Genomic DNA, 12,667 nt, shown 5'->3' with positions numbered 1-12,667 from the left:
GGCGTGAGAGCGTCGGGGGATGGGTGACGAGGCGGTTGTGCACGACGTGCCGTACTACGCGCAGTGGGAGTCGGCGGAGCTCGTGCGGGAGATCGTCGGCGGGGCACTGGACGCCGCCGACGATCCGCGGTGGGGGCAGTCCGGGGCGGCCACACCGGAGGAGTACGGCTGGTGGTCGTGGCGCCTGTGCGGGGTGGCCTGCCTGCGGATGGCGCTCGACTTCTGGTGGGGCCTTGCGCCCCCGGCGCTCGTGCTCGCCCGGGAGTGCGAGGCGGCGGGCGCGTACGTCCGGGAGGGCGACGGCCTGCGCGGGCTGATCCACGTACCGTTCGCCACCCACGTCCGGGAACGGTGGGGACTGGCCGCCGAGGCGCGGGAGTTGGCGCCCGGGGAGATCGCGGCCGAGGTGGCCGGCGGGCGGCTGCCGATGCTGTCGGTGCACCCGTCGATCCGTGAGCCGGAGGGGCCGGACCCGGTCCGCCGGGGCGGGCACCTGGTGCTGGCGGTGGGCGCCACGAGCACGGCGCTGGTGATCCACAACCCGTCCGGGTTCCCGGGCGGGTCGCAGTCCTTCGCGCACGTGCCGTGGCGGGACTTCGGACGCTTCTTCGCCGGACGGGGGATCGTCCTCGGCCCGCCGGGCGAGTCCGGTGAGTCCGGCCCGCCCGGCGAGCCCGGTGAGTCCGAGGGCGTCAGGGCCTGATGCTCGGCAGCCCGAGCAGGTCGACCGGCAGTTCGCCGCGACACAGCGCCGAGATCGGCTTCAACGCGGCCGCCAGCCGGTCGAGTTCCCGGCGCGGGTAGTCCTCCCACACCCGGGCGGCGGCCAGGTCGGTCGCGGCCTCCAGGGACTGGTGCCGGATCCGGCCGAGCTCGGTGACCGCGCCGTCCGCCGTCAGCCAGCCCCGCTCGACCAGCCGCTCCGCGGCGGCCTCCCACTCCTCGTCCGTCCACCCGCGCCGCGGCTGGAGGTCCTCGCGCCGCACGTCCAGCGCGCAGCGCACGACGAGCGCCTCGCAGCCGTCCAGCCCGGCCGTGACCAGCGCGGCGACGTGGCCGTCCCCGCGGTGCTCGCGCATGACGGTCGCGGCCTGCCACAGCCGCCCGTAGCGGTCGGCCGGCCGGGGGAGCGCGGCGTTGGCGGCGGCCAGGACGCGCCCGGCGCAGTCCAGCCGTGCCGCCGCCCGCTCCAGCGCGTCGGCGGCCAGCTCGACCTGGGCCGGGTCGACGTGCTCCAGCACCCGGGCCAGCGCCGCGGACGACCCCTCGGCCCGCGCGGCCAGGGCCTTCTCTGGGCCGGCGTGCGTCCACACCTCGGGCACCGCGCGCTCGACGACCGCCGGCGCGAAGCTGAAGAACGCGGCGATCACGGGCGGCGCGTCCACCGCGCCCAGCGGCGCGGCCCGGCCGGCGAAGTAGCCGCGCCACCCGCCCCGCAGTCCGGCCGCCTCGAAGGCCGCCTGGCCCTCGGGCGAGAAGTACGTGAGGGAGTGCACCGGTTCGAAGAGCCACCAGAGAGAACGGGCGGGGTGGACGAGATCGGCCATCGGGAGACCCTCCTTGAACGGGGGTGGGACGGGTCGGGGCGTCGCTCCAGTGCTGATGACCACAGCGGCGGCCGCGGTAACCCCGCCCCGGGTGTGATGACGGTCACGCGGGCGACCGCGCGGTGCGCGGGCCGGTGCCGGCGCGCGAGATGATGGGGCGGGGTGCCCGGCACGGTGGCGCCCGAGCCCTCGTGTGAAGGTATTGGTAATGGCGCAGATCAACCCCAGCATCCTGTCCGCGGACTTCGCCCGTCTCGGCGAGGAGGCCGAGGCCGTCCGGGGCTCGGACTGGCTGCACGTCGACGTCATGGACAACCACTTCGTGCCCAACCTCACCCTGGGCGTCCCCGTCGTCGAGTCGCTCGCGCGCGCCACCGACATCCCGCTCGACTGCCACCTCATGATCGAGGACCCGGACCGCTGGGCCCCGCAGTACGTCGAGGCTGGCGCCGGCTCGGTCACCTTCCACGCCGAGGCCGCCGCCGCGCCCGTCCGCCTCGCCCGCGAGATCCGCGCCAAGGGCGCCCGCGCCTCCATGGCCCTCAAGCCCGCCACCCCGATCGAGCCCTACGAGGACCTGCTGCCCGAGCTCGACATGCTGCTGATCATGACCGTCGAGCCCGGCTTCGGCGGCCAGGCCTTCCTGGACATCATGCTGCCGAAGATCCGCCGCACCCGGGAGCTGATCGCCAAGCACGGCCTCGAACTGTGGCTCCAGGTCGACGGCGGCGTGTCCGCGAGCACCATCGAGCGCTGCGCCGAGGCCGGCGCGGACGTCTTCGTCGCGGGCTCGGCCGTCTACGGCGCGCAGGACCCGGCCGAGGCCGTCCGCAAGCTGCGCGACCTGGCGACCGCCGCCACCACCGACGCCTGGTGGGCCTGCGCGCACTGAGTCCGCGTCGCGGGCGCGGATACCGGGTGCGCTGAGGGACGATCACTGACGAACGTCTCTCATCGCCCCTCTCCGTACGGTGGTGGACCCGCACATGAGCAACCTCGACCGCAAGCCCGTCCCGACCGCCTGCGGCCGGGAGGCCGGCGGCGGCCCGGTGAAGGAACTCCTCACCGGGCGCCGCGTCCCCCTCGGCGAGAGCACCGTGGTGCGGCGCCTGCTCCCCAACCTGGGCCGCCGGATGGTCGGCGCCTGGTGCTTCGTCGACCACTACGGCCCCGACGACATCGCCGACGAGCCCGGCATGCAGGTCCCGCCCCACCCCCACATGGGCCTGCAGACGGTCAGCTGGCTGCACCAGGGCGAGGTGCTGCACCGCGACAGCCTCGGCAGTCTGCGGACCGTCCGCCCGTACGAACTGGGCCTGATGACCTCCGGCCGGGCCATCTCGCACTCCGAGGAGTCCCCCCGCCCGCACGCCCGCCACCTGCACGGCGCGCAGCTCTGGGTGGCCCTGCCCGACGCCCACCGGCACACCGCCCCGGCCTTCGAGCACCACCCCGACCTGCCGGTCGTCACGGCCCCGGGCCTGCACGCCACCGTCGTCCTCGGCACCCTGGACACCGCGACCTCGCCCGGCACCACCTACACCCCGCTCGTCGGCGCCGACCTCGCCCTCACCGCCGGCGCGGACCTCCGGCTTCCGCTGGTCCCGGACTTCGAGTACGCCGTCCTCGCGATGTCCGGCGGCGTCGACGTCGACGGCGTCCGCGTCGAACCCGGCTCGATGCTCTACCTGGGCTGCGGCCGCCCCGAACTCCCGCTGCTCGCCCGCACCGACGCCGCCGTCCTGCTGCTGGGCGGCGAGCCCTTCGACGAGAAGATCGTCATGTGGTGGAACTTCATCGGCCGCTCCACCGAGGACATCGCCCGGGCCCGCGCCGACTGGATGACCACCGACCGCTTCGGCACCGTCCACGGCTACGCCGGCGACCGCCTGCCCGCCCCGGAACTGCCCGCCACCCCGCTGAAGCCCAGGGGGCGCGAGCGGTGAGCCGGGCCGGCCGTTCCGTCCCGTCCCAGGGGGCGCATGCGAAACGCTCGGACGGGAAGTCCCGGCCGAGCATTCCGCACGAACCCGCCGCGGTCCGGCCGGCTCGGCCGCTCGCGCGGCAACGACCCCCGGGGACCGCCGGGTTCAGGATTTCCGGGGGCGGGGCAGCTTCATCGACGCGACGGCGCTGAGCAGGGCGCCCGCGGCCACCAGCATCGCGGTGACGAACATGGCGTGGGCCGACGGGTTCGCCCCCTGGCCGTCGGCGGTGCCCAGGAACACGCTGCCGTAGGTCGCGATACCGAGGACCTGGGCGATCTGGGCCGAGGTGGTCATCACGCCGCTGGCGTCCGACGCGTCGGCGGGGACGACCCGGGCCAGCGAGACGGTCAGCAGCGGGCTGGTGATGTAGCCCATGCCGAGGCCCACCACCAGCTGCAGCAGCGGCAGCGCGACGCCGCCGTGCCCGCCCGAGCGCACGGCGAAGCCGATGCCGAAGTGGCCGACGGCCGTGACGGTGCACGCGATGACGATCATCCGGCGGTGCCACCGGGCCGGGACCTTCTGCCAGGTGAGGCTGCCGGTGGCGACGCCGAGCGCGAGCGGCGCGAAGGTCAGGCCGGTGCGGGTGGCGGACTCGCCGAGCCCCGACTGCATGTGCTGCGAGAAGGAGAACAGGAAGCCCGCGTAGCCGGCCATCGCGAGGAACATGGCGCTCGCCCCGGGCAGCAGGCCGGGCGTCTTCAGGACCCGGCCGGGAATCAGCGGCGAACCGCCACGCCGCGCGACCGAGCGCTCGACGATCGCGAACGCGGCGAACACCGGGACGGAGAGGACCAGGGAGACCACCATCCAGGCCGGCCAGTGCTGTTCGTGGCCGAGCACCAGCGGGATGACCAGCAGCAGCAGCGCGGCGGTCAGCGTGATCAGCCCGGGGATGTCGAGGCCCTTGGGGTTCTCGGGCCGGCCCTTCGGCAGCACGCGCAGCCCGGCGGCCACCAGGACCACCCCGACCGGCACGTTGATCAGGAACACCGGGCGCCAGCCCGTACCGAACAGGTCGGCGCTGACCAGCAGTCCGCCGGCGACCTGGCCGACCACGACGCCGAGGCCGATGGTGGCCGCGTACAGGCTCAGCGCCCGGGCCCGGGCGGCGCCCTCGAACTTCAGCTGGATCAGGCTGTAGATCTGCGGCATCATCATCGCCGCGCCGACGCCCTGGACCACCCGGGCAGCGATCAGGGTGCCCTCGTCGGGCGCCAGTCCGCAGGCGAGCGAGGCCACGGTGAACGTGACGAGTCCGGCCAGGAAAACCGTCCGGAAGCCGTTGCGGGCACCGAGACGGGCGCCGGTGACGAGCAACGTGGCGTACGCGATCGTGTAGCCGGAGACGATCAGCTGGAGGGCGGACCCCGTGGTGCCGAGGTCGGTCCGGATGGTCGGGGTGGCGACGTTGACGATCGTCGAGTCGAGCAGGGCCATGAAGACCGCACCCAGCAGGACCACCAGCATCTGGTTGTTCCGGCGGGTCTGTGCGGCCGCGTCGGGGGCCGGGAGCGCGGTCTCCGGCTCTGCGGGGGGCGTGGGCCGGGCGGCTGCTGCCGCCCGCTCCTGAGTCTTCTCGGTCATGGCAGCGATGATCCCGGCGGCCCCGTGGGGGGTACCAGATATCCAGTGATCCTGGAACCGGGAGTACCCGGCTACCCGGATCGGCCCGTTGTCCAGCAGAATCGTCCGGTGACCCGACCGACCGACGGCCCCCCTCCGACCGCCGAGGCCCAGCGACGCGCGGAGCTGGGCGCGTTCCTGCGGCTCCGACGCGAGCGCACCAAGCCCGAGGACGTCGGACTGTCACCCGGCCCGCGGCGGCGCACGCCCGGCCTGCGCCGCGAGGAGGTCGCGGAGCTCTCGGGGATCGGTGCGGCCTGGTACACCTGGCTGGAGCAGGGGCGGCGGATCAACCCGAGCGTCCAGGTGCTCGACGCGATCGCGCGCACGCTGCGGCTCGACCGGGCCGAGCGCGGTCACCTCTACCGGCTCGCGGCCGTGCCGGCCGTGCCGCTGGACGCCTCGGCGCGGCTCGCCGACCCGGCCGAGAACCAGGCCATCCTGGACGCGCTGAACCCGTTGCCGGCCTGCATCGTGACCGCACGTTACGACGTGCTCGCGTTCAACGACGCGTACGGGGCGCTCGATCCGGCGATCGTGCTGCTGCCGCCGGGGGAGCGGAACGTGCTGTGGCACCTGTTCACGGTCGAGCGGCGGCTCCAGCCGCTCGTGGAGTGGGAGAACGAGACGGCCGTCATGGTGGCCCAGCTGCGGGCCGAGTTCGGCCACCGGCTCAAGGACCCGCACTGGGGCGACTTCGTGCGGCAGCTCGGGGAGGCCAGCCCGCGCTTCGCCGAGCTGTGGGCCAGGCACGAGGTCGCCGCGTCGAACACCCGGCGCAAGTCGTTCTGGAGCGTGGACGGCGAGCGGCTCGGCGTGATCACCAACGCGTTCACGACGGCCTCCGCGCCCGACACGAAGATGTGGATCCACACGCCCGACGGCCCGGAGACCAGGCGGCTGCTGGAGGACCTGGTCGGCCGGTACCGGGAGGCGGGCCCCGCCGCGCTGCTGGCCGCCGGACGGCGCACCGGCCGCGGCGCGCCCGACCCCGAGGGCGCGCCGGCTCAGCCGTGCGGCGAGGGCGGCCGGCGGCCGGGGAACGCGGATCCGGTCAGCCGGAGCAGCGGGGCCGACTTGACCGCCGTCTCCTCGAACTCGGCCTCCGGGTCCGACAGCGCGACGATCGCCCCGCCGACCCCGTAGCGCACGCGCCCCGGTGTGACGACCGCCGTGCGGATCGCGACGCTCAGGTCGGCCGCGCCGGACAGCGAGAAGTAGCCGATGGCGCCGGAGTAGATGCCGCGCGGCCCGGCCTCCAGCCGGTCGATGACCTCCATGGTCCGCAGCTTGGGGGCGCCGGTCATCGAGCCGGCGGGGAACGCGGCCCGCACGCAGTCCACGGCGGTGCGGTCCCGCCGGAGCCGAGCCCGCACCGTGCTCACCAACTGGTGGACGGTCGCGTAGGTCTCGACGTCGAAGAGGCCCGCGACCTCGACCGAGCCGATCTCGGCGTGCCGCCCGAGGTCGTTGCGGACCAGGTCGACGATCATCAGGTTCTCCGCGCGGTCCTTCTCGTCGGCCCGCAGCCCCGCCACGATCGCGGCGTCCTCCTCGGGCGTCGCGCCGCGCGGCCGGGTGCCCTTGATCGGCTTGGACTCCGCGACGCCGTCCGCCCCCACGCGCAGGAAGCGCTCCGGCGAGGTGCTGAGCACCGCGAGCGGGCCGAAGCGGAGCAGTGCCGCGTACGGGGCGGGGCTGAAGCGGCGCAGCACGCGGTAGCCCTCCCACGGGTCGAGGTCGCCCCCGGCCTCGGCGACGTTGGTCAGGCAGACCTCGTACGTCTCTCCGGCGGCGATCTCCTCGTGGCAGGAGCCGATCAGCCGCAGGTAGGCGTCTCGGTCGTGGCGCAGCCGGACGGCGGACCGCGGAGCGGGTGGGACGGGGTCCGCGGCCGGGCGGCCGGCCACGGAGGCCAGGGCCCGTGCGGTGGTCTCCAGCCAGGACCTGGCCGGGGCCTCGTCCTCGTCCTCGTCCTCCGCCAGCGCCAGCAGGTAGGTGGTGCGGGTGAGGTGGTCCAGGACGACCGCGCGATCGGCGAACACCATGGTGGCGTCGGCGTCCTCGGCCCGGTGGGCCGCCCCGGCACCGCACTGGGCCTTCAGCTCGTACCCGAGGTATCCCACCCAGCCGAGCGCGAACTCGAAGGGCAGGCGGGGGAGTTCGGTACGGATGCCGCGGAGGTCCCGGTCGATCCAGTCGAGGAAGTCGCCGGTGACGGTCCGTGAGCCGGCGGCGGAGCGCACGGTGACGGTCCGGCTCCGGACGTCGGCCTCGGCGATCCGCGCGAGCGGGCCGGAGGCGTCCCCGAGGACGGAGAACCGGCCCGCGCCGCCGTCCGGCCGGCTGCTGTCCAGCCAGAACGCGGTGTCGGCGGCGCCGAAGAGCCGCTGGAACGCGACCTCGTCGACCCAGTCGGTCCGGAGGCGGTCCACGAGGACCCGGAGCCGTCGGGTGCCGCCCCGGTCCGCCGGGTCCGCCTGGTCCGCCGGGCGCGGCGCGGGAGCAGGCGGCGACGGGCGGACCGCCGTGCCCCGGGCCGCGTGCCACTCCCGGCTCAGCCGGGTGAAGTTGGCGAGTAGTTCATGGCCGAACCGGGTGAGGACCGACTCGGGGTGGAACTGCAGTCCCCAGATCGGCCGGTGCCGGTGCCGGTGTCCCATCAGCACGCCGTCGGGCGTCCGGGCGACGGCCTCCATTTCGTCCGGCAGTTCGGACACGGTCAGCGAGTGATAACGCACCGCCTCGAACGGGGACGGGAGTCCGTGGAACAGACCGCGGCCGTCGTGCAGGACGGGCGAGGTGCGGCCGTGCCGTGGTTCCGGGGCGCGGGTGACGGTGCCGCCGTGCAGCAGCGCCGCCCCCTGGTGGCCGAGGCAGATGCCCAGCAGCGGGATGTCGCCCTGCTCGACGATGTCGCGGCAGATTCCGAAGTCGGCCGCCCGGGCCGGATCGCCCGGTCCGGGGGAGAGCACGACGTTGTCGAACCCGGAGAGCCGGGACAGGTGCCAGGACGGGTCGTCGTTGCGGATCACCACCGGCTCGGAGCCGTTCACCCGGGCCAGGCAGTGGTAGAGGTTGAAGGTGAAGGAGTCGTAATTGTCGACGAGTAGAGTTCTCATGACGGTTCGGCGACGGAGATCTCCAGGAGAACGTGCTCGACCAGGTCGTCCCCTTCGTGCACCCGGAGGCTGCGGAGTTCACGGACTTCCCGGCCGTTTTCGGCGGCGATCGCATTCAGTCGGGCGGTGTTCCCGCGATTGCTGAAATGCAGCAGGATTCTCCCGTTCTCGGTCAGGAATGACGGGGCGTCGGCCAGGAATCTGCGGTGGTCCCGGTAACCGGGGTCCACGTAGGCGCGTTCGTGGATCGTTTTGTGCCGGTATTCCGGCGGGGCCAGTACGAGGTTGGAGTGCCAATAGACGGTGTCGAACCTCCGGCCGGCCGGAACGTTCTCGAAGAGGTCGCTGTGCACGACGGTCAGCCGGTCCGCCACGCCGTGCCGTTCGGCGTTCATCACGGTGTTCCGGACGGCCGGTTCGCTGATGTCCAGGGCCGTCACGCGTTCGCAGCCCGCCAGTGCGGCGGACACGGCGATGATGCCGGTGCCGCAGCCGACCTCCAGGAACGAGCCGGGTCCGGACGTTTCCGGTGTCCCGGATGTTCCGGGCGTCCCGCCCAGACCGAGCAGTTCCAGGGCGATCCCGGACGACACCGAAAAAGGCGGCGCGAACACCTCGTCCAAAAGGTCCCATTCGCGCCCGGCCAGGGTGAAGGTGTTGCGCCGGTCGGCGTGGAGCCGCGCGGCCCGGCTGCGGGCGAGTGAACGCCCGTAGTCCGTGAGCCTATTCATATGTCCCCCGTTGTCATGCGAGCGGGCACCGCTCCCGCGGTGCCCGCCTGGAATTGTTTCCCCCGCCGGCCGCTTCCGGGAAGGTGGCGGGGTGACAGCGTGCCGTGTTCGGTGCGGTGTCCCGGTCACTACGGGCGTGTTAAATCGCAGGCCAGCGCCTTGACCCCCCTCTTGCGTGGCGCCTACTCTCGGTGTAGATGATCTTCACCGGCTGTGGAGGGGGAACCATGCCGTTGGATTCCGGGTTCGCGGACGCGCCTGCCCTGGCGATTCTCGAACTGCTCGCCGCGGAGGCGCCGCTGGGCCGCTTCCACGAGTTGCTGTACCGCGCCGCGGAGCCGGGCGGGGAAGGGATGCCACCGGGCCGGCGCGCGGAGCTCGAACGGGCCGTCCGGCTGGGGCTGAGGATCCACGCCTCGCTCGACCAGCGCCGGCAGCGGGAGGCGGCCACGGCGGCCCTGGTGGACATGATCCACGACATGACCGCCCCGTACGACCCGGACACCCTGCTGAAGGTCATCACCAGCCGGACCCGTCGGCTGCTGGGCTTCGACATGGCCTACATCAGCCTGCCGCTGCCCCGGGGCGGGTCGTACGTCCACTGCTCGGAGGGCCAGACCACGACGCTCAACGTGGGCCTGGTGGTCGAGGAGCACCACGGCCTCGGCCAGATGGCGCAGGGGCAGGGCGGCGCGTTCTGGTCGCCGGACTACCTGAACGACGACCGGATCCCGCACAGCGAGCAGATCGACGAGGTGGTCCGCGCCGAAGGGCTGCGCGCGGTGATCGCGGTGCCGATCCAGGTGGGGGCGGACTCCATCGGTGCCCTCTACGGCGCCGACCGCGTCGTGCGGCACTTCACGCCCGACGAGATCAGCCTGATGCGCTCCCTGGCGGACTTCGCGGCGGTGGCGCTGGAGCGGGCCAGGCTGCTGGACCGCACGCGGCTGGAGATCGCGGAGCTGGAGTCGGCGGGCGCCCGCGCGCGCGACACGATCGCGCGGACCCGTGAGCTGGCCGACGCCCGGATCCGGCTGGCCGACCAGGTGCTGAACGGCTGCGACCTGCACGTGGTCGCCAGGACGGCCGGGGAGGCGCTGGGCGCCACGCTCGCGGTCGGTGACGCGCACGGGCAGGTGCTTTCCTCCACCGGGGAGGTACCCGGCCTCGCGGAGGTGCTGACCGGCCGGGCGGCCCTGGAGGCGCACGCGGCGAGGGCCCCGGTGAGCCCGGCACAGGACGTCTGGGTGGCCCCGGTCGGTGCCGGCGTCGAAGACCTGGGGGTGGTGGTGGCCCGGTTCGCGCGACCGCTCGGCCCCGACGAGGAGAGCTTCCTCGCCTTCGTCGGACGGGCGGTCGCGCTGCAACTCGTGGGGCAGCGCAGCGTGCCCGCGACGGCCGGGCCGGGACGGGACGAGTTCTTCGACGTCCTGCTCGCGACACCCCTCCAGCCTTCGAGTCAACTCGTCTATCAGGCAGGACAGTTCGGGATCGACCCGGAGGGCCCGCATGTCGTCGTGGTGGCCCGGCCGGAGGGCGGCGAGCACGGGAAGGCCGCGGTGTGGGCCGCGTCGTACGCGTACCGGCGGTCCGGGCTCAAGACGGTGCGCGACGGCTGCGTCGTGCTGCTGCTGCCCGGTACGGACGCCTCGGCTGCCGCCCGTTCGGTCTCCAAGGAGCTCTCCCCGCTGCTGCGGCAGCCCGTCACCGTCGGCGCGGCCGGTCCGGCCACCGGGCTCGCGTCGGTCGCCAGGGTGCACCAGGAGGCGGTGCGCTGCCTGGACGCGCTGACGGCGCTGGACGGCACGGGGAGCGCCGCGGCGATGGCCGACCTCGGCTTCCTGGGGCTGCTGCTCTCCGACGACCACGACGTCGAGGGGTTCGTGGCCTCGCTCCTCGGCCCGCTGCTGGAGCACGACACCGAGCGCGCGACCAGTCTGATCGCCACCCTGGAGGCCTACTTCGCCTCGGGCGGCAGTCCCACCCGGGCGGCCGAGGACCTGCACGTCCACCCCAACACGGTGGCCCGCCGCCTGGACCGGATCACCGAACTCCTGGGCCCCGCCTGGCAGCAGCCCGGACGCACGCTCGAAGTCCAGCTCGCGCTGCGCCTGCTGAGGGCCCGGGAGGTCCTGTGGCGGCAGCGGGACACCGTGCTGGCGCCGTAGCGGGGGCGGGGGTCCGGCCGGCGGTCGGGAGGCGTCCGGCCTCCCGGCCGCCGGCCGGGCGTTTCAGGCGGGGATCTTGGGAGCGTGGTCCTCGGTCTCGCCGTGGGCCGCCATCAGCACCTCCACGGCGTGCGCCGCGGACGCCAGCGTGCTGTGGCAGTGCCAGCCCCGCAGCGAGCGCCCCTCGAAGTCCCGCAGGCCGGCCCGGTCCCCGAAGCCGGCCAGGTCGCGCCCGACCCGGTCGGCCAGCTTCGTCAGCCGCAGCAGCGTGCTCGCGGGCGCCCCGGCCAGGTTGCCGAGCCACAGCCCGGTGGGCCGGCGCCGCGGGTCGTCCCACTCCCCGACCAGGACGAGCCCGCTGTCGCGCCCGCCGGGCAGGCCGGGGTCCGCGCCCGGCAGGCCCACCCGCACCGCGGCCGCCGAGGCCCGCCGCACGCCGGACGGCGCCGTCGGGTCGGGCCAGCCGACGAGCCGGCGAAGTCCCCCGGCCGAGTCGAGGATCCGTCGCGCTTCCAGCGCTCCGAGGCCGTGGCCGGGCAGGGTCGGGTCCTCGACGGAGAGCCGCTCGGTGCCGGCGACGCGGACGAGCGCGCGCACGCCGGCCCGGTCGAAGCGCCGGATCACGCCGGCCGGGTCCTCGACCGGTACGTCGAGCACGACCGGACGCCGGGCGGCGTCGTGGAGCCGGGCGAAGTCCAGTGCCACGGCGGTGGCGCAGTCGTCGGTGGTCTCCCCGTACCGCGGTTCCCCGATCCGCCGGGGCTGCGCGGACGGGCTCGGGCCGCCGCCGTCCGCCGTCGGCCGGTCCGCGCACAGCAGCCGCCAGTTGACCGGGGCGCTGGCCCGCTCCGAGGCGGCCCACAGGCCGAACGCCCGCTGTCCGTGGAACTCCTGGTCCAGGTGGTGGTCGAAGCCCCGGCCCACGCCCACGGAGTGCCGTCCCGACTTCGGGATCGACAGCTGGCGCACCACCCAGGCCTGCGGCCGGACGTTCGGTTCGAGCCAGTCCGCGAGCGCCTCGCGCATCGGCATCCAGTCCCAGGTGGAACTGCAGATGAAGTGGTGCAGGCTCTGGTCGAGCGCCGGGTCCCCGAGGCAGGCCGCGATGTTCCTGATCGACCTGCGGCCCTGCGCGGCCAGCAGTCCACGGAGGTACTGTTCCCCCTTGTGCCGTTGGTCCCTTCGCGGAAGCGACGCGAAGAGGGTGGTGCTCAGGTCCTTCAGGAGGAGCTCGCCGTCGGACACCGGTCGCACCGAGCCGAGTCGGAACGGGGCGGTACGTCGGTGCCGGACAGCCCTGATATTGCCAGCAGCGTTCACAGAATCCCCCTCTATGCACTGCCCTTGAGGCTTGCTTAAGCCCCTCCAGGGTGGCCCGGGGCGGGTGGTGCGGGCCAGGTGCAGGGGCCACCCCGTAGCGCCGGCGGGCGGGTGTCCCGGCACTGCGCGCGACCGCCGGGCCGGGTGGCGGGCGGACCCGGCCAC

The 12,667-nt window shown here is 74.1% G+C and carries 9 protein-coding genes and 1 pseudogene; 5 read left to right on the top strand and 5 right to left on the bottom strand.

What is annotated here, in order from left to right; translation table 11 throughout:
- The first annotated feature begins 19 nt into the window (after positions 1 to 19).
- The gene (locus ACFVSN_RS19730; protein WP_387597831.1) at positions 20 to 703 is read left to right on the top strand and encodes a C39 family peptidase; all 684 of its coding nucleotides are present in this window, start codon (positions 20 to 22) and stop codon (positions 701 to 703) included.
- Here ACFVSN_RS19730 and ACFVSN_RS19725 read toward each other — a convergent pair.
- On the bottom strand, positions 693 to 1,547 hold the full coding sequence (locus ACFVSN_RS19725) for a hypothetical protein (protein ID WP_387597834.1): 855 nt from the start codon (positions 1,545 to 1,547) through the stop codon (positions 693 to 695). The two genes, ACFVSN_RS19730 and ACFVSN_RS19725, sit on opposite strands and share 11 nt — an antisense overlap.
- A gap of 208 nt (positions 1,548 to 1,755) precedes the next feature.
- On the opposite strand from ACFVSN_RS19725, the gene rpe reads away from it, so the two are divergent.
- Both rpe and ACFVSN_RS19715 read left to right on the top strand, forming a co-directional pair.
- Positions 1,756 to 2,439 (top strand): ribulose-phosphate 3-epimerase, encoded by a 684-nt coding sequence (gene rpe / locus ACFVSN_RS19720; protein ID WP_380444613.1) that lies wholly within the window; start codon positions 1,756 to 1,758, stop codon positions 2,437 to 2,439.
- 94 nt (positions 2,440 to 2,533) lie between these two features.
- Positions 2,534 to 3,493, top strand: coding sequence for a pirin family protein (locus ACFVSN_RS19715; RefSeq protein WP_380444612.1), 960 nt, complete (start codon positions 2,534 to 2,536; stop codon positions 3,491 to 3,493).
- 144 nt (positions 3,494 to 3,637) lie between these two features.
- Here the strand turns inward: ACFVSN_RS19715 and ACFVSN_RS19710 are convergent, their stop codons facing one another.
- Positions 3,638 to 5,122: an MFS transporter gene (locus tag ACFVSN_RS19710; RefSeq protein WP_380444610.1), complete on the bottom strand. Its 1,485-nt coding sequence runs from the start codon at positions 5,120 to 5,122 to the stop codon at positions 3,638 to 3,640.
- Positions 5,123 to 5,146: 24 nt separating this feature from the next.
- On the opposite strand from ACFVSN_RS19710, the pseudogene ACFVSN_RS19705 reads away from it, so the two are divergent.
- Positions 5,147 to 6,064, top strand: a pseudogene (locus tag ACFVSN_RS19705) (helix-turn-helix transcriptional regulator); the annotation flags it as partial.
- A gap of 104 nt (positions 6,065 to 6,168) precedes the next feature.
- Here ACFVSN_RS19705 and pabB read toward each other — a convergent pair.
- Together pabB and ACFVSN_RS19695 are read right to left on the bottom strand one after the other, a co-directional pair.
- Positions 6,169 to 8,283 (bottom strand): aminodeoxychorismate synthase component I, encoded by a 2,115-nt coding sequence (pabB, locus tag ACFVSN_RS19700; protein ID WP_387956306.1) that lies wholly within the window; start codon positions 8,281 to 8,283, stop codon positions 6,169 to 6,171.
- A complete protein-coding gene (locus ACFVSN_RS19695; protein ID WP_387956367.1) occupies positions 8,280 to 8,897 on the bottom strand; it encodes a methyltransferase domain-containing protein in 618 nt (205 codons plus the stop codon). Before ACFVSN_RS19695 ends, pabB begins: the two co-directional genes overlap by 4 nt.
- A 344-nt stretch (positions 8,898 to 9,241) precedes the next feature.
- Between ACFVSN_RS19695 and ACFVSN_RS19690 the strand changes: the two genes are divergently transcribed.
- Positions 9,242 to 11,182, top strand: coding sequence for a helix-turn-helix domain-containing protein (locus ACFVSN_RS19690; RefSeq protein WP_380500100.1), 1,941 nt, complete (start codon positions 9,242 to 9,244; stop codon positions 11,180 to 11,182).
- Positions 11,183 to 11,245: 63 nt separating this feature from the next.
- Here the strand turns inward: ACFVSN_RS19690 and ACFVSN_RS19685 are convergent, their stop codons facing one another.
- Positions 11,246 to 12,427, bottom strand: a complete 1,182-nt coding sequence (locus ACFVSN_RS19685; RefSeq protein ID WP_387603306.1) for an IS701 family transposase — start codon at positions 12,425 to 12,427, stop codon at positions 11,246 to 11,248.
- Between the last annotated feature and the right edge of the window lie 240 nt (positions 12,428 to 12,667).

The organism is Kitasatospora sp. NPDC057904, assembly GCF_042887925.1.
Classification (GTDB): Bacteria; Actinomycetota; Actinomycetes; order Streptomycetales; family Streptomycetaceae; genus Kitasatospora.
Note: the sequence above shows the minus strand (reverse complement) of the source record. Positions and strands in the feature narration are given on the sequence as shown.